The organism is Pseudomonas sp. GW821-FHT03C07, from assembly GCF_059420925.1.
In genome coordinates this window covers 292,494-318,320 of sequence record NZ_JBWKUQ010000007.1, presented here as the reverse complement: position 1 = coordinate 318,320, position 25,827 = coordinate 292,494, and the positions used below count along the sequence as shown (strand labels likewise).

Genomic DNA, 25,827 nt, shown 5'->3' with positions numbered 1-25,827 from the left:
GCCCGCGAAGAACGCACCGCGGTGTATCAGGCACACCGCGTCATCGTTCTTCGCGGGCAAGCTCCGCTCCCACAGGTGAATGCCCCACGAATGTGGGCAGCCTTCAGAATTTCGCGGTCGCCTGCACCACCACGCCGATCACGCAGCACGCCTGGCTAACCGCGATCTTTGGCCAGGTCGGGTTCAAAGGCTTGAGGTAGGGCTGCCCGCCCTCCTCCATCCACTGGCGGAAAATCGCCTCCTCGCCCTCGTGCAGGCGGGCAATCACCAGGCTGCCGACCTCGACCTCGCGGTCCGGGTCGACCAGCACCATCATGCCTTCGGGCACACTGGTACCGGAGGGCGCGGTCATCGCATCGCCCACCACCTGCAACCAGAACGCCGCGGGGGCGTAATGATCGGTCACCTCGTAGCGCCCGGCATGCTCACCCGTGACCAAACCCGCCACGGAGGCGGCCGCGCGCCAGTCACTCACCGGGTAGCGAAACGCCGAGGTGATGTCGTAGACCTGTTCGTCCCGGTCCTCGGGTGCCTGAGCCGCCACCGCGCGGTCGCGAATCACCAGGACCACCTCCAGGTGCCCGAGGCCGAGCGCCTGGAGAACCTTGTTCATCATCACAAGATCAGGCTTGCGCCTTTTGTTGAGCCAATGACCGACTCCGCCCTGGGTGATATCCAGACGTTCGCCAAGTTTTTCCTGTGAAAGGCCGAGCTCTTCGAGCTTGGCTTTCACCAACGCTATCCATTTATCCATGGACGAAACAATACGGGGAGTATTCCGCCGCTCAATACACAAAATGTATTGTTTGTGACAAGCATAGCAGTACCAATAGTACTAATCTTCAGAAGCTGACTTGAACTTCCTCTGAAAGGCAGGCCCTTCATGACTTCCATCACGACAGAAAGCCCTCGAACCGACTCGAAAAGCCCGCTCGCGTCCCTCAAGGATCGCGCCGCCGCCCAACGTGCACTCGACTATTATTTGAAACCAACTGTTTCAGCAGCCGCTTGCGCGGCGAACACCAGCGATGACCCCCTCTACCCGAAGCTCTTTGCCGTGCGCGATGACCTGGATATCGAGGACGCCATGATCCAGGCCTCAGACCTGCTGCGCTGCGCGTCGGCGGCCGCCTACGAAGCCGCGAACAGCGCGAACCGCGACCTGGGTTGTTCGGTGGTGTACATGATCGACATGGCCAAGGCCCTGGTGGACCGCGTCGTGCAAATACAAACCCGCACCGCGTGAACACACCACGCCCAAGCGCTTTGCCGCGCGAAGACCGGCTCTGGGGAGAGAATCGGGGAAATGATATCCGCGAAGAACGGGAAAAAACTTGACTTTCAAATGATAATGATTATTATTGCAGTCAGCTGATCGCGAGATCGGTCGATAACCCGGAGACCTTAGGTCGGACTCCTGGATTATCTCCTCATCAGGCTAATCACGGTTTTTGACCCGGCTTTTTGCCGGGTCTTTTTTTGCACCCGATTAACTGACGGGCTTGGCTTCAGGCTAATTGAAGACAGGTACGCTGCCACAGCCATGACCTCGCGCCTCGGCGCAGAGCTGCATCGAGGTGTACAGTAGCAGCCACAAAAAGCCTCTTCAGGTACTCGACGATGCCCGTGGTTCTACCTTCTCTGAAAATCAGCAGCGACTTCGACAGCGGTAATATCCAGGCACTGGACACCAGCAACCCACGCCACCTGCTCCTGGCCATGGAGCCGGATACCCGCAGCCAGCATTTCCAGTGGTTTCACTTCAAGGTCGAAGGCCTGCGACCGGGCGAAACCTATGCCTTCGAACTGAGCAATGCCAGCCAGTCTTCCTACAACAAAGCCTGGACCGGCTACCGCGCCGTCGCTTCCTACGATCACCAGAACTGGTTCCGTGTCGACACCCGCTTCGACGGTGAAAGCCTGCATATCAGCCTCGTGGCCGAGCAAGCGCAAGTCTGGTTCGCCTACTTCGAACCCTACAGCCGCGAGCGCCATGACTGGCTGATCGAACAGGCCGTGACCCACGCCGGCATCGAGTTGCTGGAGGTCGGCAAAAGTGCCGAAGGCCGGGAAATCCAGCTGTTGCGCAAAGGCAACGGTGCCGAAGGCCGGCGCAAGGTCTGGATCATCGCCCAGCAGCATCCGGGCGAGCACATGGCCGAATGGTTCATGGAGGGCGTGATCGAGCGCCTGCAACAGGAGGACGACGCCGAACTGCGTGACCTGCTGGCCCGCGCCGATCTGTACCTGGTGCCCAATATGAACCCGGACGGCGCCTTCCACGGGCATCTGCGCACCAACGCCATGGGCCAGGACCTCAACCGCGCCTGGCAGAACGCCAGTCAGGAAATCAGTCCGGAAGTCCTGTTTGTCCAGCGGCAGATGGCCAAGCATGGCGTCGATCTGTTCCTGGATATCCATGGCGACGAGGAGATTCCCTACGTGTTCACCGCCGGCTGCGAAGGCAACCCTGGCTACACACCCCGTATCGCCCAGCTGGAAAGTCGCTTTCGCAGCCATCTGAGCGCGCTCACCGTGGATTTCCAGACCACCCACGGCTACACCCGCGACCTGCCCGGCCAGGCCAATATGACCCTGGCCTGCAACAGTGTCGGCCAGCACTTCGACTGCCTGTCGCTGACCCTGGAAATGCCCTTCAAGGACAATGACGACGCCCCGGACCTGGCTACCGGCTGGTCCGGCCAGCGTTCGAAACAATTGGGCAAGGACGTGCTCAGCAGCGTCGCGGATATCGTCACGCAACTGCGCTGAGGCGCCGCCGGGTGCGCCCGGGGTCTCAGACCATCCCGGCGGGTAGCGCTTCGCCCTGCGCCACCAGCCGCGCAATCAGCCATGCCGCCGCCGGCCCCGGCGGTGTGTCGCTGCGGTAGATCGCATCGAAGCCATAAAAGCCGCCGCGCAGATCCGGCAGATCAAGCTGCACCAGCCGCCCACTTACCAGGTCCTCGGCCACCATCGGCGCCGGCATGTTGCCCCAGCCCACCCCTTCGCGCAGCAGCATCAACTTGGAACCCAGGTCCGCCAGGCGCCAGGTGCGGGTGCCGAGTACGCCAAATTCCTGGTTGCGGGTCAGGGTCGAACGATCCGACAGTACCAGTTGCACATGGTCGCGCCCGGCACCGGGCAGGTTTACGCCCTGGGCCAGGGCGTGATCGGCGGCCGCCACGGGAATCAGCTCGACGCTGCCCACCCCGACCCGATCCAGGCCTGCCAGGCCGCGGTTGAAAAAGCCGCTGACGCCGACGCTGGCACGTCCTTCCAGGACCAACTGCGCCACCGCGCCCAGCGCCTCCACATGCAGGTGCAGCAACACCGTGGGGAACTGCGCGCGAAAACCCTTGAGCACATCCACCAGGCGCGCCGCTGGAAACATCACGTCGACCACCAGGTGGACTTCCGCTTCCAATCCCTGCAACAGCCCGCGAACCTTGGCGCGCAAGCCGTCGACGCCGCTGTAGATGCTGCGCGCCTCGGCCAGCACGGTACGTCCGGCATCGGTGAGCTGCGGCTTGCGGGTCAGCGTGCGATCGAACAACTGCACGCCAAGCTGCATCTCCAGGTTGGCAATGGTGTAGCTGATCACTGAGGTAGCGCGGCTGAGCTTGCGCGCGGCACCGGCAAAACTGCCGGTTTCCACCACGGTCAGGAGCACCCGCAATTGATCGAGGGTCGGTGTTCCGGGATTGGCGGGCATGGGCTTGGCTCCTGAAGATGTTCGATATTTTCGAACCTGATCCTCGAAATTATTCGGCTATTGCGTACGTTACCGCGATGGCAGACTACTCACCACTACGACGCACCATGGTGGTCGCGTCGCTTCTACAGGTATCTATCCATGTCAAACGCTAGCCCTGCCAACGCCAACTCCGCACTCCACAGCCCATCCGACAGCGCCAGCGCCGCCGGCGCCATTGCCCTCGCCGGACGCATCCTGCTGGCGGCGATCTTCCTGCTCTCGGGTTTCTCGAAGATCGCCAACCCCGCCGGCATGATCGGCTACATCGAATCGGTGGGCCTGCCCCTGCCACAGCTGGCCCTGATCGCGGCGATCGTCGTCGAAGTCGGCGGCAGTCTGTTGTTGATCCTCGGTTACCGTACCCGTGCGGTGGCCCTGGTCATGGCGCTGTTCAGCGTGGTCACCGCCCTGGCGTTCCACAATCACCTGGGCGACCAGAACCAGTTCATCCACTTCTTCAAGAACATTGCCATGGCCGGCGGTCTGTTGCAGGTTGTTGCCTTCGGTGGCGGTCGCCTGAGCCTGGATGCCCGTCGCAAAGCCTGACCGGGTGGTTATAAAACGAGACCTTGGCCTCGCCGCGCCGGACACGATGTGCAAGGATGCCCCCTTGCACAGCGTTGTCTGCCGGCCCGCCAAGGATTTTTCATGACTGCCCTCACCTCCCACGCCCTGGTCAAACCGGGGCGCCTGGAACAGATGTCGACCCGTATCGCCTTCTTTATCGCCGGTTTCGGCGTGGCCGCCTGGGCGCCACTGGTGCCTTACGCCAAGGCCCGTGCCGGGCTCGATGAAGGCACCCTGGGGCTATTGCTGTTGTGCCTTGGGGTCGGCTCGATCATCGCCATGCCGGTGGCTGGCGCCCTCGCCTCGCGTTTCGGTTGCCGGCGAGTGCTGAGCATCGGCACCTTGCTGATCTGCATCGCGCTGCCACTGCTGGCCACGGTCAGCTCGATTCCCTGGCTGGTGACCAGCCTGTTTCTGTTCGGCGCCGGGCTCGGCTCGGTGGACTCTACCGTCAACCTGCAAGCGGTGATCGTCGAGCGCGCCAGCGGCAAGACCATGATGTCGGGCTTTCACGGGCTGTTCAGCCTTGGCGGGATCTCCGGCGCCGCCGGGGTCAGCGCGCTGCTGGGCCTGGGGCTGTCCCCCCTGGGGGCCATCGGCGTGGTGATCGTGTTCCTGCTGGCGGCGCTGTTCAAGGCCGCCCCGCATCTGTTGCCCTATGGCAGTGAAAGCACAGGTCCCGCGTTTGCCGTGCCCCATGGCGTGGTGCTGTTTATCGGCCTGTTGTGTTTCGTGGTGTTCCTTGCCGAAGGCGCGATGCTCGACTGGAGCGCGGTGTTTCTCAGCGCCGAACGCCAGGTCACGGACGCCTACGCAGGCCTGGGCTATGCGGCTTTTGCCCTGACCATGACACTCGGACGCCTGACCGGCGATGCCATCGTCCGACGCCTGGGAGCACAGCGAGTGATTGTCTACGGCGGGCTGACTGCCGCGACCGGCCTGGCCCTGGCCACGCTGGTGCCGGCCTGGGAGGCGGCGCTGATCGGTTATGCGCTGGTGGGCGCCGGCTGCTCGAATATCGTGCCGGTGCTGTACACCGCCGTGGGCAAACAGAAGGTCATGGCGGAAAGCATCGCCGTGCCGGCGATTACCACCCTGGGGTATGCGGGGATTCTGGCGGGACCGGCGGCGATCGGCTTTATCGCCCATGCCAGTTCATTGAACCTGGCCTTTATGGTGATCGCGGGGATGCTGGTAGGGGTGGCGGTCAGCGGGCGAATCCTGCGAACCTGAGAAACCTGTAGGAGCCAGCTTGCTGGCGATCCAGGCGACGCGGAGTGACAGGACACCGCGTCGATATCATCGCCAGCAAGCTGGCTCCTACAGGATGGGGTTACCGAAGGTCCGGTATCAGAACCCTACACTGGCCTGCACAAAGAAGGTCCGTGGCTCACCCACGTAGATCCCCGCATTGTTGTCGCTCGACCGGGTGAAGTACTGCTGGTCGAAGACGTTACGCACCCCCGCACCCAGTTTCAGGTTCGACAACTGCGCGCCGAAGTCATAGGCACCGCGCACATCCCAGGTCATGTAGCCCGGAATGTTGCCGTACTGGCCGTCAGCGGTCGGCTGGGTGATGTAGTTGCCGTTGAAGCTGCCGTCAGCGTTGGTCCCGGTCCCCGGCGCCCGCTGGGAAGACTGGGCGAAACCGTCGAGGTTGTAGGTCCAGCGATTGACCGCATAACGCAGGCCGACATTCAACACTTCCCGCGAGTACAACGGCAGGTCACGGCCCTTGAAACCCGGGATATCGCCCTGGGACGTCGCCTTGGTATAGGTGAAGCCGGCATTCGCGGTCAGACCGTCGAGCGCCGGGTTGACGGCCGACAGGTCGTAATGCGCGGAGGTTTCAATACCGCGGTGCGCGGTGGCGCCCAGGTTGGTCCAGCCGACATCGTTACTGACGTATTGCAGCTCATCGGAGAAGTCGATGTAGAACAACGTCATTTCACCGCCCCAGGTGCCGTTGTCATACCGCGTGCCCAGTTCGTAGGTCTTGGCCTTTTCCGGTTGCAGGCCATTGGCCGTGCTGTTGCCATTGCCACCCTGGGCAATCTGGAAGTACTGCAGGCTGCCGAAGGAGGTTTCGTAGTTGGCGAAGACTTTCCAGGCATCGGAGAGGTGGTACATCACGCTCAGGGCCGGCAGCGGCTCGTTGCTGTCGACGCTGCGGAACTTCTCCTGGACCGGCACGTAGTTGGTATCCGGCACCGCCCGGTCATGCCAGTTGCTGCTGATACGCTCGAAGCGGATACCCGGGGTGATGGTCCATTTGCCGATATCGATCTTGTCATCGATGTAGAAGGCATTGGCTTCGGTGCCGCCAGTGCGGTCCTGGTAGATGTGCCCGTCGGAGGTCGGTGTCACGGTCGGTATGCCGTTGACCAGGGCCACGCGGCTGGTGGCCTCATGCATGCCTTCCTTGAGGTAGCGGTAGCCGACGCTGACTTCCTGGGTGCTCGGCCCCAGGTCGAAGACGTGGGACGCCCGTGGCTCGATGCCAAAGGTGTAGTAGCTGCGCGGGTAGGCGCTGAGGGTCTTGAGGTCGCGGGCGGCGATAGTGCTGCCACGGAAACTGTCGCTGTAGTAGGTCAGCACTTCGACCTGGGTCTGACTGTCCACCTGCCGCTTGTACTTGAAGGAAATATCCTTGCGCCGCCCGGTGAAGTTGTCGTAGTTACGCACCGACTGATACGGGTTGGCATTGTACTGCTGCTGGGTCAGGCCGCCGGGCATGTCCGCATTGGCATCGTAGTCATGCAGGTTCAGGGCGAAATCGTCCTGGTCGGTCGGCGCCCAGTGGGTCTTGAGCAGGACATCGTTGATGTCGTTGCCGTTGTTGCTTTCGCGATAGCCCTCGCCCTTCACGCCGGAATACAACAGCGCCGCGCCGAAACCGTTATCCGCGGTACCACCGAGGAAGGCCGTGTCGAGATGCTTGACGCCGCCGTAACGCGAGGTTTCCAGGGTGCTGCCGATCTCACCGGAAAACTTCTCCGGGATCGCCCGGGTCACGAAGTTGATCACGCCACCGACGTTTTGCGGCCCATAACGCACGGAACCGGCACCGCGTACCACGTCGATGCTGTCCAGGTTGCCGACCGACACCGGGGCCATCGACAACTGTGGCTGGCCGTAAGGGGCGAACGCCGCCGGCACGCCGTCGATCAATACGGTGGACCGTGGCGACAGACGGGACGTCAGGCCCCGCACACCAACGTTGAGGGAAATATCGCTGCCGCCGGTACCGTTGTTTTCCTGCACCTGCACACCAGGCACGGTACGCAGTGCGTCCTTCACGTTCATCGCGCCCTGCTCGACCATCGCCTGACGGCGGATCACGGTCCGCGCACCCGGATGGTTCTGCACAATCGCCTGGTCGGCATCACCGAGCCAGTCACCCACCACCTTGACGTCCAGTGGCGCCAGTTCCAACGCACCGGCGGCGACCGGGGCGGCGGCGTGCAAGGTCAGCGAACCGTCCTTGAGCTCATAGTCCAGGCCGCTGCCGCGCAGCAGCACGTTCAGGGCTTCTTCCGGCGACAGGTTGCCGTTGACCGCCGGAGCCTGCTTGCCGGCCACCAGTTGCGGGCTGAAAAACACTTGCAGAGAGGTTTGCTGACCCAACTGGCTCAAGGCCGATGCCAGGGGCTGGGCCTGGATATGAATGGCCGAATCGGCCTGAGCCGCTTGGCTCAGGGGGGCAACGACACTGACCGCCAGCGCCAGGGCAAAGGCCTGGGAGCTGGGCAGTGCGTTGCGGATCGCCTGGTAAAGCGCGTTGGGTGTGTTGTTCACGTCTGACCTTGTCCTGTAATTCGCAGATGCATGCGATTGTTAATGCAAACCAGTTGCAGTTGGACAAGAAGACGAAGAACTCGAAAAAAACCTGAATTTATTTTGCAATTATTTCCTGGGTACCGTCGGCACGGGTCCTGATAGCCACCGGCAGGATGCTTGGCAAGGCCCTGAGCAGGGCCTCGGTATCGTTGACCTTGAACACACTGGTCAGGCGCAGATTGCCCACGGCCGGCGAGGCAACGCCCAGGGGCTTGTCCCGATAACGCGAGACTTCCTGTACCACGTCGCTGAGGCGGGCATTGTTGAAGACCAGCTTGCCGCTGCGCCAGGCGGTGAGTTCGTCGGCATTCACCGATTCGGCCGCAGCGACCCGGCCCTGCTCATCAACCCGGGTGCCCTGGCCCGCCGTGAGATTGACGAAATCCCCGTCCGCCGCATCGCGGCCCTGGACCCTCACCGTGCCCGCCTCGACCACTACGCGGGTCTGCGCCGGATCGCGGCGCACATCGAAGCGCGTGCCGGTGACCGTGACCTTGCCGACCCCGGCCTGGACCACGAACGGCCGGCTGCTGTCGTGCTCGACACTGAACATCGCCTCGCCCTGCTCCAGCTCGACCTCACGGCGGTCACGCTGGTAATGCACGCGAACCCGGCTGCGGCTGTTCAGGTCGATGATCGAACCGTCGGGCAAGGCCACCTGCCGCCGCTCACCGAGCACGCTGGCAAAGGTCGCGTCATAGGGCGCCGGATGATTCAGACCGCTGAAAAGCCCCAGGCCCAAAGCCACCGCCACCACCCCGGCGGCCACCGCATAACGCAACAACGGCCGGCGTTTGGTCCGCGCCGGCGGCCCCTCGCAGAGCGCCTGCAAGCGCGCCTGGGGCAGCAGGTCGGTGGCGCTCCAAAGTCCCTGGAGCACGTCGAACTCATCCTGATGCAACGGATGTTCATGGCGCCAGGCGTCGAACTCGGCCTGTTGCCCGGCGCTCAACGGCGCCTCCTGGACCCGCACGAACCAGGTGGCGGCCTCATCGCGAACCGTGGCGCTATCACGATTCTCCATCATGCAAAATCCTTGTAGGAGCGAGCTTGCTCGCGATAAACGTCAACGATAACGCGGGGCCTCTGACCCACCGCAGCGCTCTGGAGATCATCGCGAGCAAGCTCGCGCCTACAGGAAGAAGAGCACGGAAGAGTCATTGATCGGCCCCATCCAGGCGCTCGCGCAGATGCCGCAGGGTGCGGATCATATACTTCTCCACCATGTTCCTGGACAGTCCCAGGCGCTCGGCGATCTCCGCCTGGGTCAGGCCCTCGATCTTCTGCCAGACAAAGGCCTTGCGACAATTGACGGGCAACTCACCCAAGGCCCGCTCGATGGAATCGGCCAGCTGGATGGCATGCATGAAATGCTCTGGATCGCCGGTGGGCGGCGCGCTGTGGTGAATCGCTTGCAGTTCCAGGGGCCCGCGCCGGTCTTCGCGGCGATAGGTATCCACCGCGATATTGCGCGCGGTCTGGTGCAGGTAGGCCCGTGGTTGCTCGACGCCGCCGGCCTGGCTTTCCAGCACCCGCACAAAGGTATCGTGGGCCAGGTCCTCGGCCTGCTGACGGTTTCTCAGCCGACGGGTCCAGGTGCCGATCAACTCTTCGTAATGCTCGAAAAAACCGGGTCTGCGGGGTGGCTGGAGATTCATGGCGATGGGCTATGAAGGTGGGCGCTAATAGTAATGCTTCTTATTAATAGCCACAATTCATTCCAACGCCCACCACCTCGGCCACAGGCCGCTGAAGCCCATCAGGCCCAACCTCGGACAAGATTGCATTACAACTTTGTCATTGTCCTGTTCGTTAGCTGTTGGAGTTGCCTTGTTACTGTGAACTCACTGCCAGATAACAGGCAGTCCACCGTAAATAGGGAGATACTGCCATGAAACTGTTCATTCTCGGGTTCGCCACCCTCCTCACCACCGGTTCAGCCTTTGCCTATACCACCGACACCTCCGCGGTGATCCACGACAGTACCGGTTTCCTTGTCCACCTGGACGTTGCGAAAGTCATCTCCATGACCGACCTCTCGGATCAATGTGGCGTCATTCCGGCCCGTCTTGATTACCTGGATCATCAGGGACGGGAACATATGCTGGACTATCCAGTTCAAGGACGTTGCACGAACGAGAACTGATGGAATGCTTTTGCCGATGACTGTCCGTGAGCAGGCAATACCCAAGGCAACCTGATGACAGGGCTATACTTGCGCTACCTGCTCGCGGCTTTCAGGTCCGTTTTTTGTGGATCGAATACCGAAACTGAACCAAGGTCATTCTCATGAACATCCTTGTAGTAGAAGACGAGCCCAAGGCGGGCAATTACTTACTCAATGGTCTGCAGGAGCTGGGATACTCCGTCAGCTTGGCCCGCGATGGCGCCGAGGGTTTATCCCTGGCCCTGGAAACGCCTTTCGACGTCATCGTGCTGGATGTGATGATGCCGAAGATGGACGGCTGGGAAGTACTGCGCCGCCTGCGCAAGGAAGCCGATACGCCGGTGCTGTTCCTGACCGCGCGGGATGACATCGCCGACCGAATCAAAGGCCTGGAGCTGGGGGCCGACGACTACCTGATCAAACCCTTTTCTTTCGCCGAGCTGGTCGCGCGCCTGCGCACCCTGACCCGCCGCGGTCCGACCCGGGAGGAAGAACAACTGCAGATCGCTGACCTGCAGATTGATGTACTCAAACGCCGCGTCACCCGCGCCGGCGTGCGAGTGACGCTGACAAACAAGGAGTTTGCCTTATTGCACCTGCTCGCCACGCATCAGGATCAGGTGCTGTCTCGCTCACTGATAGCCTCCCGGGTCTGGGACATGAACTTTGACAGCGACACCAACGTAGTGGATGTCGCCGTGCGACGCCTGCGCCTGAAAATCGACGACCCTTTCCATCTGAAGCTGATCCACAGTGTGCGGGGCATTGGCTACCGCTTTGATACACAGCCATGAACCGTCGCCATTACTCCCTGACGCTGCGCCTGGCGGTGGTGTTTGCCTTGCTGGCCTTCGCCCTGCTGGCAACCACCGGCGTCGCACTGTACCGCGAGCTTGAACGCGAACTGATACGCCGCGACGAGTCCACCCTGGTCTACCGGGTAGATCAGCTGCGTAACGTTCTCAATGGCAGCAATACACTGGAACTGATCAGGACCAAACCCGTGCTGTTTCAGAACATGCTGGGCAATCGCGAGTCCGTACTCACGATTGGCGTTCCAGGGGAAGCCCCTTTGCTAACGGTCAATCCCAGTGATATCGATCTTCCCGACCTCACTCCCGTGGCAATGGACCATCCCCTGACACTGACAGATGTACAGCATCTACCCGCCGTGAACGGTACTCCCTTCGCGGCCATCTCCGCGAGTATCGACTCAGGCAAGCTGAAAGTGACCATTGGCTGCCTGATGACCGAACGAACCGCGGTGCTTGCCAGCTATCGTCTCAGCGTATACGCCCTCGCCAGTCTCGCGGCCATTGTCCTGGCGCTGGCTGGATATGTAGTGGTTCATCGCGGTTTGTTGCCCCTCAGACGCCTGGCGCAGCAAGCCCACGGTATCGGCATTGGCAATTTGACAGAGCGACTTGACGGCCGAGGCGCCCCGAAGGAGTTGCTCCCGATGATCGACTCTTTCAACACCATGCTTGAGCGGCTCGCCAAGGGTTTTGCGCAACTGAGTCAGGTCTCGACTGACATGGCCCACGAACTACGCACCCCCATCAACAACTTGCTGGGTGAGACCCAGGTCGCCATGCAGCAGAACCGCAGCACGGAACATTACCAGCAGTTGCTCGCCTCCAACGTCGAAGAACTCGAACGCCTGGCACGCATGCTCGACAACATGCTGTTCCTCGCGCGTACTGACCCGGGTAGCGCTCGTGATCAGCGCCAGGAGCTGGGTGCCGCCGACGAACTGGAACGCGTAGCCGATTACTTTGAAGGTCTGGCCGCGGACGTCGATATCACCATCCGCGCGGAGGGCGAAGGCCTTATCTGGGCCGAACCAACGCTGCTACGCCGCGCCTTGGCTAACCTGTGTGCCAATGCGATAAAATATGCCACACCTCATTCCGAACTGTTGATCCAGGCCACACCGTCCGAGGCGGGTATCAATCTGCGCGTGCGCAACTACGGGACAACCATCCCGGCGGAACATCTTCCGAAATTATTCGAGCGTTTCTACCGCGTCGATCAATCACGCGAGCGCTCAGCCCAGTCCAATGGCCTGGGGCTTTCGATCGTAGCGACTATCATGCAGCTGCACAGTGGCCGCTACAGCGTCACCAGCGAAAATGGCGTGACCTGTTTCGAGCTATTTTTTCCCATACGGGATCAGCAAGAGCGCCAGGCCGGCGTTCAAACCGGCCCAGACGCCCCTCGCCTCAGCATCGTCGCGAAGCACCCTTCCCCCGGTTGACCTTCATCGAACTTCCACAGCAAGCTCGGTGAATGGCCAGCAGGCCAACCATACCGGTCGCGCCAATCAGGACAATGCACAAGCTCTACTCCGACGGCCACTCGGACGATACCGAGTCAAAATCGGCAGCGCGACTGACCGGCTTCCAGAGCCGCATTGCCTCGTAGCGCGACTTTTCCTCCACTTCGACCGCGTGAACAGCATCCGATCCCAGCAGCAAAGGCGCGGGTAGCGTTCAACGGCGTCGCGTGATCCGTCAGAGCGCGAAGCTGTCGATAATCGCCTGTTTGACCAGCAGCACCGCGCTATCCGTCTGCGCATGGGTGCGCCAGCCCAACTCGATGGGATAGTGCGGCAGGTCGATGGGACAGGCGAGCATTTGAATATCGCATAACTGCGCGATCGCCCGGGCGGCATGGGTGGGCAAGGTCGCGACCGCCGACGAGCCCTTCAACAGGAACGGCAATGCCGCGAAATGCGTGGTGGCGGTCACGACCTTGCGGCTCAGGCCCCGCGCCGCCAGCCCCTCATCGACAATGCCGATAAAGCCTCCCGATGAAATCAGGATGTGCTCGCGAGCGACGTAATCCTCCAGATCGAGGGCCGTCTTGTCACCCAGGCTGCCGCGATCCACCAGGCAGGCATAACCGCCCTCCCCAAGCAGATGCCGACCCAGTAGCCGATTGGGGATGCCGCCCGCGGTAATGGTCAGATCGAACTGACGCTCCATCAAGGCATCGACGGCGATCTGGCTGTGGGTCTGGCGAAAGATCAGCCGCAGGTTTTTCGCCCGCTGCGCCACGGTTTCAATCAACTGGCGGCCCAGGGCAATTTCAAAGTCGTCGGACAGGCCGATGGTCACCGAGCGCCCCTCATAGCTGGCCAGGGTCGGCTGGACCAGGGAAAAGCTCTGGCGACATTTGTTCAAGGCATCGGAAATCACCGGCTTGAGCTGGTTGGCGATCAGGGTCGGCGCCAGGCCCCGGCCGGTACGCACAAAGAGTGGGTCGCCGTACATCGCGCGCAGACGATTCAAGGCGGCACTGACCGCGGACTGGGTCAACCCGAGCTGCAAGGCCGCGCGACTGGCGCTGCCCTCGTCATGCAGGGCCTCGAAGACCTTGAGCAGGTTGAGATCGGTGCTATTGATATTCATCCGAGTTGTACTACTTGCCAATGAAGGTGCCTAGATTAATACATTATCGCTGCCGCTTATCCCCAAGGCATCGTTCCCACCTCAGCAGTAAAAATTGCCGGAGCCTTTACCGTCGCAGGGGCACCTTGGGCCGAGGTCAGTCCTTTTTGGAATGATCCCTGGACCTTAATTCGTTTGAACCCGCCCCCCACCACCCGCAGAATTCAGCCCACGTCCAGTCATCCCGATTTTGCGGAGAACCACCCGATGAGCACCGCTGTCTTCGCCCACCCTGACGAAATTCGCGCGAATTTTTCCCGTGCCATGTCGCAGATGTACAAGACCGAAGTGCCGCTCTACGGTGCGCTGATGGAGTTGGTCGCGCAGATCAACGAGCAGGTGCTGAGCGACAATGCCCAGGTCGCCGACAGCCTGCGGCAGACCGGCGAGATCCGCCGCCTGGACATGGAGCGTCACGGTGCCATTCGCGTCGGTACGGCGGCGGAACTGGCCACCCTGGGCCGACTGTTCGCGGTGATGGGCATGCAACCGGTGGGTTATTACGACCTGACCCCGGCGGGCGTGCCGGTGCACTCCACGGCTTTTCGCGCGGTGCACGAAACGGCCTTGCAAGTCAGCCCGTTCCGCGTCTTCACTTCACTGCTGCGCCTGGAACTGATCGAGGAAGACGGACTGCGGGAATTCGCCGAGTGGATCCTGAGCCGACGGAATATCTTCACCCCACGCACCCTCGAGCTGATCGAAAAGGCCGAGATGAATGGCGGCCTCGATAGCGCCGATGCCGCCGAGTTCGTCCAGCAGGCGTTGGAAACCTTCCGTTGGCACAACAGCGCGACAGTGTCGCTGGCCGAATACAAGAAGCTCAATGCCCAACATCGCCTGATCGCCGACGTGGTGGCGTTCAAGGGGCCACATATCAACCACCTGACCCCACGCACCCTCGACATCGATGCGGTGCAGGCGGCCATGCCAGGCAAGGGCATCACCCCCAAAGCGGTGATCGAAGGTCCACCGCGCCGCGAGTGCCCGATCCTGTTGCGCCAGACCAGCTTCAAGGCGCTGGAGGAAGCCATCACCTTTATCGGCCAGGACGCCAGCGAAACCGGCAGCCACTCGGCCCGCTTCGGCGAAATCGAACAGCGCGGCGCGGCGCTGACGCCCAAGGGCCGGGCGCTCTACGATCGTTTGCTGAATGCTGCACGGGATGCGCTTGGGGACTTTCCCAACGAGGCCAATGCCGCGCGTTATGACCAGATCATGGCGAACACCTTCAAGGCCTTCCCCGATAACTACAGCGAGATGCGCAAGCAGGGCCTGGCGTACTTCCGCTATTACCCGACCGAAAAAGGCATCGCCGCGCGCAGCAGCGAACTGCCGCTGCGCGAGCTGGAAGCCTTGATCGAGGCTGGCCAGGTGAGTTTCGAGCCGCTGGTGTATGAGGACTTCCTGCCGGTCAGCGCGGCCGGGATCTTCCAGTCGAACCTGGGGGATGACGCGCAAGCGCATTACGCCGGCAGTTCCAACCGGGAGCAGTTCCACCGGGCGCTGGGGCGTGAAACCATCGATGAATTGCAGCTGTATGCGGCGACGCAGCGGCGTTCGTTGTTGGCGTGTTCGACCCGGTTGAATATCGCGCCGTTGGTCTGACACATTCGGGTGAGCGCCGCGAACCTGTGTAGGAGCCGGCTTGCCGGCGATGGCGGCCGATCAGGCGATGCAAGTCTCACTGGCCTCATCGCCAGCCAGCTGGCTCCTACAGGGACCGCGTTCGGACCGGGCCTGCTATAGCGCCTGCTCGGCCATCAATTCGTTGAGCGCCACCACCAGCGGCGCCCGCACCGACGCGCGCTGCCAGACAATCCCCAGGGTGCGAAACAACCTGGGCCCCGGCACTTCCCAGCGGCGGACACCCTGCGCCTCGTGATTGGCCGCCGGCCGGTCCGGCACCAGCGCCACCCCCAGTCCCTCGGCGACGAACTTGACGATGATGTCGATGCCATCCAGCTCGAACTGGGACTTGGGCTTGAGCCCGTGACCTTGCAGATAGGCCTCCACCAGCTTGCCGCCGACCACCTTGCGGCTGAAGCGGATAAAGGGTTGCGCGACGATGGTCGCCAGCACATCCTCGACCGGCAGCGTCGCCGGGGTGATCAGCACCAGCGGTTCCTCCACCAGCGCCATCCACTCGCAGCTCTTGGGCAAGGCGAACAACGGGTGCACGATCAGCGCCGCGTCCAGGTCGCCACTCACCACCTGCTCCATCAACTCCTGGGAGTTGCCGGGCTCGATATAGATCTCGATCTCGGGATAGCGTCGGCGCCATTCATGCAGCGCCGGCGGCAGTAACTGCATCAGGGCATATTGGGTCGCCCCCAGGCGCAAGGGCCCGACCGGCAGCACACCGCTGGAGGCACTGGCACACAGGTCGCGGGCTTCGCGGACAATCAGCCGGGCCCGTTCGACGATCCGATGGGCCGCCGCGGTCGGCTTCACGGTATGGCCGCTGCGTCTGAGCAAGGCGTTGCCGAGCTGCTTTTCCAGGGCCTTGATCTGCTGGGCCACGGTAGTCGGCGCCAGGTCCAGCTGGCGCGCCGCCGCGGCGATGGAACCGCAGTCGATTACTGCCAGGAAGGTTTCGAGAAATTGAGTATCCATCCACGGATTTTACGTTGTTCAACAGCGTGAACAAGCGCTTTTCAAGGGACGTGGAAAACCGCAAATTAGGCCTTTGCACACCCAGGAGCGCGACATGACCTCACAGCCCATTCAACTGGCCGATATCGAACAGGCGGCCCGGCGTATCCACGGGCACGCCGTGGAAACGCCATTGCTGGAATTCCACAGCCTGAATGAACGCTGCCAGGGCCGGGTACTGGTCAAGCCGGAAGTGCTGCAAAGAACCGGCTCGTTCAAGTTCCGTGGCGCCTACAACACCCTCGCCAGCCTGAGTCCCGAAGAACGCGCGCGTGGCGTGCTGGCCTTCTCGTCCGGCAATCACGCCCAGGGCGTGGCCTGCGCGGCCAAGTTGTTAGGAATACAGGCGACGATCCTGATGCCCAGGGATGCCCCGGCCTTGAAGATCCGCCGCACCCGTGAATATGGCGCCCAGGTGGTGCTGTTCGATCGCGAGACCGAAGACCGCGAGGCCATCGCCGCGACGTTGACCGCCGAAAGCGGCGCGGTGCTGGTCAAGCCCTACGACGACCCACGGGTCATCGCCGGCCAGGGCACCCTGGGGCTGGAAATCGCCCGGCAGGCCCGGGCGCTGAGCCTGCGTCCCGAGGTGGCCCTGGTGCCCTGCGGCGGCGGCGGCCTGATTGCCGGAGTCAGCGTGGCGCTGCACAGTCAGATTGCCGAGATCGCGGTGTATGCGGTGGAGCCGGAGGGTTTCGACGATACCGGGCGCTCCCTGGCCGCAGGCAGCCGGCAAAGTATCGCGCCGGGCGGCCAGTCGATCTGTGACGCGATCCTGACCGCGACCCCGGGCGAACTGACCTTCGAGATCAATCGCCGGCTGCTGCACGGCGCGCTGACGGTGACCGATGCCGAGGTCCGCTACGCCCTGAAATGGGCGTTCGAGCACCTCAAGCTGGTGGTCGAACCGGGTGGCGTGGTCGGCCTCGCCGCGCTGCTGGCCGGGCGCATCGCGCTGGACGGTCGCTGCGCGGTGGTGGTGTTGTCGGGGGGCAATGCCGACCCGACGCTCTTCGCCAATGCACTGCTGACGAACGATTGAGCGGTGCCAGGGGGGAGCGTCGACCAAGCGCTGCCGCGCTGATCGGCTCAACCGCCGTCAGGCCTTCCCTTCCAGCGCCTGCAAGCGCCGATACAGCGTGCGTTCACTCATCCCCAGGGTTTTCGCCAGCTCGCTACGCGGTCCGGCGAACATCTCCAGGGCGTGGGCCAATTGCTCCAACTCGTTGCGCCCACGCCGCCGTTGCACAGTCGCCAGCGCTGTTTCACGGCGCAGTTCGGCGGGCAGGTCGGCCAGCCGAATCACGCCATCGTCGGTAAACAGGCGCGCCCGCTCCAGCACATTGCGCAGTTCGCGGATATTGCCCGGCCAGTCATGCAGCCCCAGGGCCTTCATCGCCGGCGGATCGATACGCGGCACGGCCGCCGGCGCCAGGCGCTGCAACAGGCTATCGATCAGCAGCGGCAAGTCGTCGCTGCGTTCGCGCAAGGCCGGCAGGCGAATCGGAAAGGCGCTGATGCGGTAGAACAGGTCCTGGCGAAAGCTCCCGGCCGCGACCATGTCCTTGAGCGGCTTGTGGGTCGCGCACACCAGGCGGAAGTCCGAGTGCACGGTGCGCAAGCTGCCCACCGGACGAAAGCTGCCGGACTCGATCAGGCGCAGCAACTTGACCTGCATCGCCAGCGGCACCTCGCCGATCTCGTCGAGGAACAGCGTGCCGCCATGGGCCGCTTCGGCCAGGCCGATCTTGCGCTGCACGGCGCCGGTAAAGGCGCCCTTTTCGTAACCGAAGAGTTCGCTTTCCAGCAGGGTTTCGGTCAGGCCGGTGCAGTCGACCACTACCAGCGGCCCGCCAGCCCGCGGACTGCCCTCATGCAGGGCGCGGGCAAAGAGTTCCTTGCCGGTGCCGGACTCGCCTTGCAACAACACTGGAATCGGCGACGGCGCCGCCCGCTGCAAGGCGCTCAAAGCCTCCTTGAACGGCGCCGAGCGACCGACCAGGCCCTGGTGCTGCGGCTGCGCCGAGGCCACGGTGACGGTATTCAAGCGTTCGACATAAGCGACCACCTCGCCCTGCTCGTCCAGCAACGGCCGCAATTCCACATCGACATGCTCGGGACCACGCGGCGTGTGGTGAATATGCAGGACCCGCTCGGGCAGGCGGCTTTCGTGAGCCTTGCGCATGGGGCAATGCTCGCCGGCCTGGTCGCAGGGCACCGCGAACTGGTGCGAGACCCGAAAGCATTTCGCCCCGACATGAGGACGGCCCTCGACCCCGAACTGGCGCTGGTAGGCGGTGTTGGCGGCGACGATGTTGTAGTCGGTGTCGAGGACGATGGTCGGCTGGTGGTCGTGTTCCAGATAAGACACCAGGGCCCGCATATCGGGCCGGGAAAGGTCGGTGGCAAGGATGGTCATGGCAACTCCCGGGTGGACGCAGGAGCTTAATGCATGCAGGTGCTTTCTGCCATTAGCTGCCACGGACTGCCAAAATAACTGCCAATCGACCTGACAAACGCTGGTAAACCATAAAACTTCGGCAAATACGTTGATATAAATCAGCATTCATTAGCAAAAAATCAAAATCATAGTTTGGCATGCTTATTGATCCCCTTGTCAGACAGGGACGGGAGATTGAATGCACCACCTAACCTGTAGGAGTAGAGCTTGCTCGCGAAGCTTTTGGCGTTCTCAGGGCCCCCTTCGCGAGCAGGCTAGGCTCCTACAAGACCGTGTGAGCCCCATACCCGCCGACGACATCCGGAGTACACAATGACCTTTGGCGACAAGCTAGCCGTAGAAGCCTTTTTCGATCCCGACACCTGGACCATCAGCTACCTGGTGCTGGACACCAGCACCCGCCACTGCGCGCTGATCGACAGCGTGCTCGACTACGACCCCAAGTCCGGGCGCACCCGCACCGAGTCGGCTGACCGCCTGATCGCCAGGGTCCACGAACTGGATGCACGGGTGGAGTGGATCCTGGAAACCCATGTACACGCCGACCATCTCTCGGCGGCGGCCTACCTGAAGGAACAGCTGGGCGCCAAGGTCGCCATCGGCAGCCATATCACGGTGGTCCAGCAGGTATTCGGCGAACTGTTCAATGAGGGCCGTGACTTCCACCGCGACGGCAGCCAGTTCGATGTGCTGCTGAGCGACAGCGCCGAGTTCAACATCGGCAGCCTGAAGGCCCGGGCCCTGCATACGCCAGGACATACCCCGGCGTGCATGAGCTACCTGATCGAGTCCGGCGACGATCTCGTCGCCTTTGTCGGCGACACCCTGTTCATGCCCGACTACGGCACCGCCCGTTGCGATTTCCCCGGCGCCGATGCACGTACCCTCTATCGCTCGATCCGCCAATTGCTGGCGCTGCCGCCGCAGACCCGGCTGTTCATGTGCCATGACTACCTGCCGGGCGGCCGCGAACTGCGCTACATGACCACAGTGGCCGAACAGCGCGCGGACAATATCCATATCCACGAGGGCATCGACGAAGACCACTTCGTCAGCATGCGCGAGGCCCGCGACGCCACCCTCGACATGCCGGTGCTGATGCTGCCGGCGGTGCAGGTCAACATGCGCAGCGGCCACCTGCCCGAGCCGCAAGACAACGGCGTGCGCTACCTGAAGATTCCGCTCAATGCCCTCTGAACCAGGACCCGACACCATGTCTTCGACTGCCGTTTCCCATCACCAGATCCTGATCGTCGGCGCCGGCGCAGCCGGTATCGCCGTAGCCTCCAGCCTGCTGGCCCGAGCGCCGGACCTGGATATCGCAATTATCGACCCGGCCGACACCCACTATTACCAACCCGGCTGGACCATGGTCGGCGCCGGGGTATTTCGCCCCGAGTCGACCGCCCGGCCCATGGCCACGCTGATTCCCCGTGGCGTGCGCTGGATCAAGGCAGCGGTCAGCGCCTTCGGCCCCCACGGCCACGAAGTGGTCCTTACCGACCAGAGCCGGGTCGGCTACGAACAGTTGATCGTCTGCCCCGGCCTGAAACTCGACTGGGCGGCCATCGACGGCCTCGAAGCGACCCTCGGGCGCAATGGCGTGACGTCCAACTACCGCTACGACCTCGCGCCCTATACCTGGAAGCTGGTGCAGGCACTCAAGGAAGGCGAGGCCCTGTTCAGCCAGCCGCCGATGCCGATCAAATGTGCCGGTGCGCCACAAAAAGCCCTGTACCTGTCCTGTGATCACTGGCTCAAGGCCGGGCGTCTGGAGCAGATCAATGCGCGCTTCTTCAACGCCGGCGCGGTGCTGTTCGGCGTGGCCGACTATGTGCCGGCGCTGATGGAATATATCCACAAATACGCGGTTGACCTGCAATTCGGCCACAGCCTGGTGGCGGTCAACGGCCCGGCCAAACAGGCGACCTTCGCCCGCACCCTGGCCGATGGCACCCGGGAAACCCTGGTCCGCTCGTTCGACATGCTGCATGTGGTGCCGCCGCAAGTGGCCCCAGACTTTATCCGGGCAAGCCCGCTGGCCGACGCGGCCGGCTGGGTCGATGTCGATCCAGCCACCCTGCAACACCGACAGTTCGCCAATATCCACGGTCTGGGCGACGTGACCAATACCAGCAATGCCAAGACCGCCGCCGCCGCGCGCAAGCAGGCGCCGGTGGTGGCGAACAACGTGCTGGTGGCCCTCGGGCGTTTGTCCCGGCAAGCCAGCTACGACGGTTATGGCTCCTGCCCACTGACCGTGGAGCGCGGCAAAATCGTCCTCGCCGAATTCACCTACGGCGGCAAGCTGGCCCCGACGTTCGCCCCCTGGCTGCTGGACGGACGCAAACCGACGCGCCTGGCCTGGTGGTTGAAGGAACGGATCCTGCCGCCGTTGTACTGGCGCGGCATGCTCAAGGGCCGGGAATGGTTGGCGCGGCCAACATTGACGGCGGCCAGAACGCAACCATGAACGAACATCTGTTGCTGGGGGCGGGACTGGGCACGCTGATTGGTGCGATCCTGGCTCTGACCGGGGCCGGTGGTGGCATCCTCGCGGTGCCGTTGCTGGTGTTCGGGCTAGGCTTGTCGATGGCCGAGGCGGCGCCCATCGGCTTGCTCGCGGTGGGCCTGGCGGCGAGTGTCGGGGCCTTGCTCGGCTTGCGCCAGGGCATTGTCCGCTATCGCGCGGCGGCCTATATCGCCGGGGTTGGCGTGCTGCTCACCCCCCTGGGCCTGTGGCTCGCCCATCACCTGCCCAACGAGCCGCTGGCCCTGGGGTTTGCCGCGGTGATGGTCTATGCCTGCGCTCGGATCTTCCTCAAGGCCCGCAAGGAGTTGCAACACGGGCATCCGGCGTCGCGACCGGGTTTTCAGCCATGCGTGCTGAATCCCCTGCAAGGCCGGTTGCGCTGGACCCTGCCCTGCGCCCGAGCGCTGACCGTCACCGGCATGCTCTCGGGATTGTTATCGGGGTTGCTCGGGGTCGGTGGTGGTTTTGTTATCATCCCGGCGCTGACTCGCTACAGCAACCTGGACAGCAAGAGCATTGTTGCCACGTCCCTGGCGGTGATCGCCCTGGTGTCGCTGGGCAGCGTGCTCACGGCGACACTGTCCGGGGCGATGCACTGGTCAGTGGGTGGGCCGTTTGCGGCGGGGGCGGTGCTGGGGTTGGTACTCGGACTCCAGGTCGCCAGGTATCTGGCCGGACCGCGGTTGCAGCAACTGTTCGCCCTGGTCGGGGTGATCGCGGCGCTGCTGCTAGCATTGGCGGCACTGGGGATTTCGTTCTAAACCATAGGCTTTTGGCGAGCTCGAGGACCTCTTCGCGGCGGTCCGGCGTCCCGGTGAATCCTGCTCCCACAATGTTTGGTGTCAAACTGAAAGCTCGCATACGACCGAAGATCCAATGTGGGAGCGGAGCTTGCCCGCGAAGCTTTTGGCGACCTCAAGGGCTCCATCGCCGGCAAGCCGGGCGCCTACGGGTCAGCGGGCAGCCTTCGAGCCGATATTTTATTCCACCGGCAGCTTGCGGAACCCCACCGCCAGACGGTTCCAGCTGTTGATGGTATTGATCGCCAGGGTCAGGTCGACCATTTCCTTCGGGCTGAACTCGGCGCTCAGCAAGGCGTAGTCCTCATCCGGCGCATGGGTCTGGGAAATCTGCGTCAACGCCTCGGTCCAGGCGATTGCAGCACGTTCACGCGGGGTGAAGAACGGCGTCTCACGCCAGACCGACAGACAGTGCAGACGACGTTCGGTCTCACCGAGCTTGCGTGCATCTGTGGTGTGCATATCGACGCAAAAGGCACAGCCATTGATCTGCGAGGAACGCAGCTTGACCAGTTCGACCAGCGACTGCTCCAACAGCAGTTTGCTCACCGCACTTTCAAGCGCCAGCATGGCTTTGATGGCATCGGGCGAAGCCGTGTAGAAATCGACACGAACACTCCCCTGCCGAGCCCCGATATGGAATTGCACATCAGCCTCAACGGTACTCGCGACCTGGCGAAACAGATCACCGAACAGCTGCGCGAGGCCATTTCCCGGCATATCGGTTTCTCCCGTGGGGTCCGCTGCAGCAGCGATGACCTGCTGGTGACCAATGGCGCACAACAGGCCCTCGACCTGGTTGCCCGGGTGCTGGTGGAGCCGGCTTGCACGGTGGTGGTGGAAGACCCCGGCTACCCGCCGGCGCGCCTGCTGTGGCAGATGACCTAACAGCGGCGTGATGGCATCAGTCACGCGCCAGCACGTTGATGATTGGGCAGGTCGCAGGGTTGTCGCCGGTATTGCATTGCAATACCAAGCCCCTCAGCGCCTGCCGCATGGCCGCGAGGTCTGCCATCTTCTGCTCGATAACAACCAGCTTGCGCTCGGCCAGCGCCCGCGTCTCGTTACAAGCATATGCCGCGTCGAGGGTGAGCAACGCAGCCACTTCATCCAGGGTAAACCCCAACGCCTGCGCTCGCTTGATGAAGCGCACGCGCTTGGCCAGTTCCTGCGCGTAACGTCGATGACCGCCCAGCGGCTTGGGCGGCTCGTCCAGCAAGCCACGCCGCTGGTAGTAGCGGATGGTCTCGATGTTCACCCCGGCCGCTTCCGCCAGCTTGCCAATGGTCATTTCAGTTGCCATCACATTTTCCTTGATTCCGTACTCAGGTACGGGATTTAGAGTAGCACTTGGGCAAACGGACTCAAGGAAATCGGCATGCGACAACTCACCGGAAAAGGCTCGCTGATCGCGGGTGTGCTGGCCGCTCTCGGCGCGTCGCTGTGCTGTGTCGGGCCGCTCGTGCTGCTGGGCCTGTTGGCCGTGCCGTGGCTGGCCCCGTTGTTCTACTGAAAGGAAATTCCCATGCGCAAACTGCTGATTGCTCTACTGGCCAGCATGCCCCTCGCGGCGCTGGCCGCCACCCCGGAAACTGTCACGCTGGCAGTGCAGAACATGACGTGCCCTGTGTGTCCGTTCACGGTCAGGAAGTCGCTGGAAAAGATTCCCGGCGTCAGCGCGGTCAAGGTCGATTTCGAGAAAAAGACCGCCACCGTCCTCTATGACCCCGACAAGGCCCAGCCAGAGGCGTTGACCCAGGCGACAACGAACGCGGGCTACCCCTCCAACGTACAGAAGTGATGCCCCTATGAACGCCGTCATTCTCGAATCCGTGCTGACCTGCCCGCACTGCGGTCATATCCAGCAGGAAACCATGCCCACCGACGCCTGCCAGTACTACTACGAGTGTCCGAGCTGCAAGGTATTGCTGCGCCCCACCCCTGGCGACTGCTGCGTATTCTGTTCGTTCGCCTCGGTGCCGTGTCCGCCGATCCAGCAACAGCGTGGGTGCTGCGACGGTTAGGTCCGCGGGATGCAGCGCCAGGTCGACGAGCAACCTGAGCCGGCGTCCGCAATGCACACAGCAACCACGCTTCAGACTTGGGTTTCGGCAACATGGGAACACCCAGCAAAGAGTCCCCGTCCTCAAAACCGTTGAGCATGGATTTCCATTTGTCCCGCCATTCACCACGCCCCGAAGACTGCGTTCCATCTGCATCCCGGAACAGCACAGGCACCACCGTATCCTCAGACTCTCGCGCCAGCTCACCGGCTTTGAGCGCGAGACGCCGAGCGTTCTCGTAGTAGTAACCGGTTTCCTTGGCTGTGCGCTTTCCAGGAACCGATAGTCGGCGTCCACTGTGTTTCGGCTCCACAACCAACAACTCTGTTTTATGAACGAAATGCACAGCCTGAAAGCCGAGCAACGAGTACTGCACAACATCCTCGACCAGCTTGTCCAGAATCAGCGTCATCGGGCCCGGAAAAAACGCGGGCCCCTGCCTGCCTGGCGCCAAGCGACCGATATCGGAAGGGCCTTCTCCACTCACCAGCAACAGCATCCGTGTTACCTCACCATCAGCCGGCCAATTTCCAGGGGAAGGCGAACAAGATCAGTATCGACAAACACCTCCCCCGGCCCCATCACCGTCAACTTTTCCGCGATCGATGGAATGGAAAAGAAAGGAATGACCCGGGTTCTACCGTCTTCGGTCTTGTAGATCAGTTGAACCCCTCGTCGGGCAATATTATCTTCCAGATAATTCAGGATCATCGGGCTGTGGGTCGTCACCATAACCTGTCGATCCAGCCCCACCAGATAATCCAGCAAAAACTCGATGAGTTCGGGGTTTATACCGTTTTCCACCTCATCAAAGAGTATGAAGCCATGCGCCGACAAGGTTTCGGCCAAGATCGCCATCAGGCGCAACATGCCATCGTTCATATGCCGGGCTTGAGTGCTGAAGCTGCCTGAGCTGTAGCTTTCCTGTATCCCCAAGGACTTCCAGCCGGAATTGAGGGATTTGAGTTCGATTGACTGAAGGTGGGGGTAGTTTTTCTTCAGCATCGCCACCAGCGCGCTGAGTTGACCGGGACTCAGTTGATGCACGAACGCCGATAGCTGCTCACCGGCAAAACCCAATCCGCCCTGACTACCACGCGCCTGTTTGCGCAAATACTGAGGGGACAGCGCATCCAACGAAGTGATACCAGCGATAAATCGTTTGAACGGTAAAAAGCTTTTTGGCAGCCGCGACTCTTTCAACGCGGAGAGAATGGACCCCTGATACTCAAATTCAATGGGCAGCGGAGAGTTGTCTCTACCACTACCGTGAACACTCGTTTCATGAATAGAAAACCGGCCATCTGAAACGCGTATCGCATCTTGATCAACGATCCACGACTCTTCGGTGCAGCGTAATAATGTCCGATTGAAGCTGCCATTCCACGTTGCCAGCTTACCGGCAAACTCACACTTGATCTCAAAGCTGATCCAGCGACTTGAAATTATCGATCCAGAACTCACGAAGACGTATGCCGCCCTCAAGCGGGAGGACATCCTCCGATCGTTCATTGTCGATATCGCGCTCACCC

At 62.2% G+C, this 25,827-nt stretch carries 26 protein-coding genes and 1 pseudogene; 16 read left to right on the top strand and 11 right to left on the bottom strand.

The features are described from left to right. Positions 1 to 103: 103 nt before the first annotated feature. Positions 104 to 754 (bottom strand): LexA family protein, encoded by a 651-nt coding sequence (locus AC07VG_RS16900; RefSeq protein ID WP_495004650.1) that lies wholly within the window; start codon positions 752 to 754, stop codon positions 104 to 106. A 129-nt stretch (positions 755 to 883) separates the two neighbouring features. Between AC07VG_RS16900 and AC07VG_RS16895 the strand changes: the two genes are divergently transcribed. Beyond that, a complete protein-coding gene (locus AC07VG_RS16895; protein ID WP_495004651.1) occupies positions 884 to 1,246 on the top strand; it encodes a DUF6124 family protein in 363 nt (120 codons plus the stop codon). A gap of 374 nt (positions 1,247 to 1,620) precedes the next feature. After that, positions 1,621 to 2,772, top strand: a complete 1,152-nt coding sequence (locus AC07VG_RS16890) for a M14 family metallopeptidase (protein ID WP_495004652.1) — start codon at positions 1,621 to 1,623, stop codon at positions 2,770 to 2,772. A 25-nt stretch (positions 2,773 to 2,797) separates the two neighbouring features. On the opposite strand, the gene AC07VG_RS16885 is transcribed toward AC07VG_RS16890, so the two are convergent. Beyond that, entirely contained in the window at positions 2,798 to 3,715 is a 918-nt protein-coding gene (locus AC07VG_RS16885; protein ID WP_495004653.1) for a LysR family transcriptional regulator, read from the bottom strand. 141 nt (positions 3,716 to 3,856) lie between these two features. Between AC07VG_RS16885 and AC07VG_RS16880 the strand changes: the two genes are divergently transcribed. Both AC07VG_RS16880 and AC07VG_RS16875 read left to right on the top strand, forming a co-directional pair. Beyond that, the gene (locus tag AC07VG_RS16880) at positions 3,857 to 4,303 is read left to right on the top strand and encodes a DoxX family protein (RefSeq protein WP_495021566.1); all 447 of its coding nucleotides are present in this window, start codon (positions 3,857 to 3,859) and stop codon (positions 4,301 to 4,303) included. Between the two features lie 102 nt (positions 4,304 to 4,405). Continuing rightward, positions 4,406 to 5,557, top strand: coding sequence for an MFS transporter (locus AC07VG_RS16875; protein ID WP_495004655.1), 1,152 nt, complete (start codon positions 4,406 to 4,408; stop codon positions 5,555 to 5,557). A gap of 117 nt (positions 5,558 to 5,674) precedes the next feature. On the opposite strand, the gene AC07VG_RS16870 is transcribed toward AC07VG_RS16875, so the two are convergent. The 3 genes from AC07VG_RS16870 to AC07VG_RS16860 all read right to left on the bottom strand — a co-directional run bounded on the left by AC07VG_RS16870 (position 5,675) and on the right by AC07VG_RS16860 (position 9,822). Next, complete coding sequence (locus AC07VG_RS16870; RefSeq protein ID WP_495021570.1) at positions 5,675 to 8,089, bottom strand: TonB-dependent siderophore receptor; 2,415 nt, start codon at positions 8,087 to 8,089, stop codon at positions 5,675 to 5,677. A gap of 130 nt (positions 8,090 to 8,219) precedes the next feature. Further along, positions 8,220 to 9,191 carry a FecR family protein gene (locus AC07VG_RS16865; protein WP_495021565.1) on the bottom strand — a complete coding sequence of 324 codons (972 nt, stop codon included), beginning with the start codon at positions 9,189 to 9,191 and terminating at the stop codon, positions 8,220 to 8,222. A 130-nt stretch (positions 9,192 to 9,321) separates the two neighbouring features. Continuing rightward, positions 9,322 to 9,822, bottom strand: a complete 501-nt coding sequence (locus tag AC07VG_RS16860) for a sigma-70 family RNA polymerase sigma factor (RefSeq protein ID WP_495004657.1) — start codon at positions 9,820 to 9,822, stop codon at positions 9,322 to 9,324. Between the two features lie 233 nt (positions 9,823 to 10,055). On the opposite strand from AC07VG_RS16860, the gene AC07VG_RS16855 reads away from it, so the two are divergent. The 3 genes from AC07VG_RS16855 (at position 10,056) to AC07VG_RS16845 (ending at position 12,588) form a co-directional block, all read left to right on the top strand. Beyond that, positions 10,056 to 10,310, top strand: a complete 255-nt coding sequence (locus AC07VG_RS16855) for a DUF2790 domain-containing protein (RefSeq protein ID WP_495004658.1) — start codon at positions 10,056 to 10,058, stop codon at positions 10,308 to 10,310. Between the two features lie 143 nt (positions 10,311 to 10,453). Continuing rightward, a complete protein-coding gene (locus AC07VG_RS16850) occupies positions 10,454 to 11,125 on the top strand; it encodes a heavy metal response regulator transcription factor (protein ID WP_495004659.1) in 672 nt (223 codons plus the stop codon). Continuing rightward, positions 11,122 to 12,588, top strand: coding sequence for a heavy metal sensor histidine kinase (locus AC07VG_RS16845; protein ID WP_495004660.1), 1,467 nt, complete (start codon positions 11,122 to 11,124; stop codon positions 12,586 to 12,588). Before AC07VG_RS16850 ends, AC07VG_RS16845 begins: the two co-directional genes overlap by 4 nt. A 256-nt stretch (positions 12,589 to 12,844) precedes the next feature. On the opposite strand, the gene AC07VG_RS16840 is transcribed toward AC07VG_RS16845, so the two are convergent. Then, complete coding sequence (locus tag AC07VG_RS16840; protein ID WP_495004661.1) at positions 12,845 to 13,744, bottom strand: LysR family transcriptional regulator; 900 nt, start codon at positions 13,742 to 13,744, stop codon at positions 12,845 to 12,847. 246 nt (positions 13,745 to 13,990) lie between these two features. On the opposite strand from AC07VG_RS16840, the gene hglS reads away from it, so the two are divergent. After that, complete coding sequence (hglS, locus tag AC07VG_RS16835) at positions 13,991 to 15,391, top strand: 2-oxoadipate dioxygenase/decarboxylase HglS (RefSeq protein ID WP_495004662.1); 1,401 nt, start codon at positions 13,991 to 13,993, stop codon at positions 15,389 to 15,391. A 135-nt stretch (positions 15,392 to 15,526) separates the two neighbouring features. Here the strand turns inward: hglS and AC07VG_RS16830 are convergent, their stop codons facing one another. Then, positions 15,527 to 16,399, bottom strand: coding sequence for a LysR family transcriptional regulator (locus AC07VG_RS16830; RefSeq protein ID WP_495004663.1), 873 nt, complete (start codon positions 16,397 to 16,399; stop codon positions 15,527 to 15,529). A 94-nt stretch (positions 16,400 to 16,493) separates the two neighbouring features. Here AC07VG_RS16830 and AC07VG_RS16825 point away from each other — a divergent pair, with 94 nt between their 5' ends. After that, a complete protein-coding gene (locus tag AC07VG_RS16825) occupies positions 16,494 to 17,480 on the top strand; it encodes a threonine ammonia-lyase (RefSeq protein ID WP_495004664.1) in 987 nt (328 codons plus the stop codon). A gap of 57 nt (positions 17,481 to 17,537) precedes the next feature. Here the strand turns inward: AC07VG_RS16825 and AC07VG_RS16820 are convergent, their stop codons facing one another. Beyond that, complete coding sequence (locus tag AC07VG_RS16820; protein WP_495004665.1) at positions 17,538 to 18,857, bottom strand: sigma-54 interaction domain-containing protein; 1,320 nt, start codon at positions 18,855 to 18,857, stop codon at positions 17,538 to 17,540. Between the two features lie 354 nt (positions 18,858 to 19,211). Here AC07VG_RS16820 and AC07VG_RS16815 point away from each other — a divergent pair, with 354 nt between their 5' ends. Genes AC07VG_RS16815 through AC07VG_RS16805 form a run of 3 tightly spaced genes read left to right on the top strand, consistent with a single transcriptional unit; the run spans position 19,212 to position 22,193 of the window. After that, positions 19,212 to 20,096 carry an MBL fold metallo-hydrolase gene (locus AC07VG_RS16815; protein WP_495021564.1) on the top strand — a complete coding sequence of 295 codons (885 nt, stop codon included), beginning with the start codon at positions 19,212 to 19,214 and terminating at the stop codon, positions 20,094 to 20,096. Positions 20,097 to 20,112: 16 nt separating this feature from the next. Continuing rightward, complete coding sequence (locus AC07VG_RS16810) at positions 20,113 to 21,372, top strand: NAD(P)/FAD-dependent oxidoreductase (protein ID WP_495004667.1); 1,260 nt, start codon at positions 20,113 to 20,115, stop codon at positions 21,370 to 21,372. Further along, positions 21,369 to 22,193 carry a sulfite exporter TauE/SafE family protein gene (locus tag AC07VG_RS16805; RefSeq protein ID WP_495004668.1) on the top strand — a complete coding sequence of 275 codons (825 nt, stop codon included), beginning with the start codon at positions 21,369 to 21,371 and terminating at the stop codon, positions 22,191 to 22,193. Before AC07VG_RS16810 ends, AC07VG_RS16805 begins: the two co-directional genes overlap by 4 nt. Positions 22,194 to 22,412: 219 nt before the next feature. On the opposite strand, the gene AC07VG_RS16800 is transcribed toward AC07VG_RS16805, so the two are convergent. Next, the gene (locus AC07VG_RS16800; RefSeq protein WP_495021563.1) at positions 22,413 to 22,880 is read right to left on the bottom strand and encodes a carboxymuconolactone decarboxylase family protein; all 468 of its coding nucleotides are present in this window, start codon (positions 22,878 to 22,880) and stop codon (positions 22,413 to 22,415) included. 42 nt (positions 22,881 to 22,922) lie between these two features. On the opposite strand from AC07VG_RS16800, the pseudogene AC07VG_RS16795 reads away from it, so the two are divergent. After that, a pseudogene (locus AC07VG_RS16795) lies at positions 22,923 to 23,108 on the top strand (aminotransferase class I/II-fold pyridoxal phosphate-dependent enzyme); the annotation flags it as partial. 28 nt (positions 23,109 to 23,136) lie between these two features. Here AC07VG_RS16795 and merR read toward each other — a convergent pair. Next, positions 23,137 to 23,535: a mercury resistance transcriptional regulator MerR gene (merR, locus tag AC07VG_RS16790; RefSeq protein ID WP_495021562.1), complete on the bottom strand. Its 399-nt coding sequence runs from the start codon at positions 23,533 to 23,535 to the stop codon at positions 23,137 to 23,139. Positions 23,536 to 23,610: 75 nt separating this feature from the next. Between merR and AC07VG_RS16785 the strand changes: the two genes are divergently transcribed. Genes AC07VG_RS16785 through AC07VG_RS16775 form a run of 3 tightly spaced genes read left to right on the top strand, consistent with a single transcriptional unit; the run spans position 23,611 to position 24,256 of the window. After that, positions 23,611 to 23,745 carry a mercuric transporter MerT family protein gene (locus AC07VG_RS16785; RefSeq protein ID WP_495004670.1) on the top strand — a complete coding sequence of 45 codons (135 nt, stop codon included), beginning with the start codon at positions 23,611 to 23,613 and terminating at the stop codon, positions 23,743 to 23,745. Positions 23,746 to 23,757: 12 nt separating this feature from the next. Beyond that, complete coding sequence (merP, locus tag AC07VG_RS16780; RefSeq protein ID WP_152736949.1) at positions 23,758 to 24,033, top strand: mercury resistance system periplasmic binding protein MerP; 276 nt, start codon at positions 23,758 to 23,760, stop codon at positions 24,031 to 24,033. Between the two features lie 7 nt (positions 24,034 to 24,040). Beyond that, positions 24,041 to 24,256, top strand: coding sequence for a GDCCVxC domain-containing (seleno)protein (locus AC07VG_RS16775; RefSeq protein WP_152736950.1), 216 nt, complete (start codon positions 24,041 to 24,043; stop codon positions 24,254 to 24,256). Between the two features lie 543 nt (positions 24,257 to 24,799). Here AC07VG_RS16775 and AC07VG_RS16770 read toward each other — a convergent pair. Then, the gene (locus tag AC07VG_RS16770; protein WP_495021561.1) at positions 24,800 to 25,792 is read right to left on the bottom strand and encodes an AAA family ATPase; all 993 of its coding nucleotides are present in this window, start codon (positions 25,790 to 25,792) and stop codon (positions 24,800 to 24,802) included. Positions 25,793 to 25,827 lie beyond the last annotated feature (35 nt).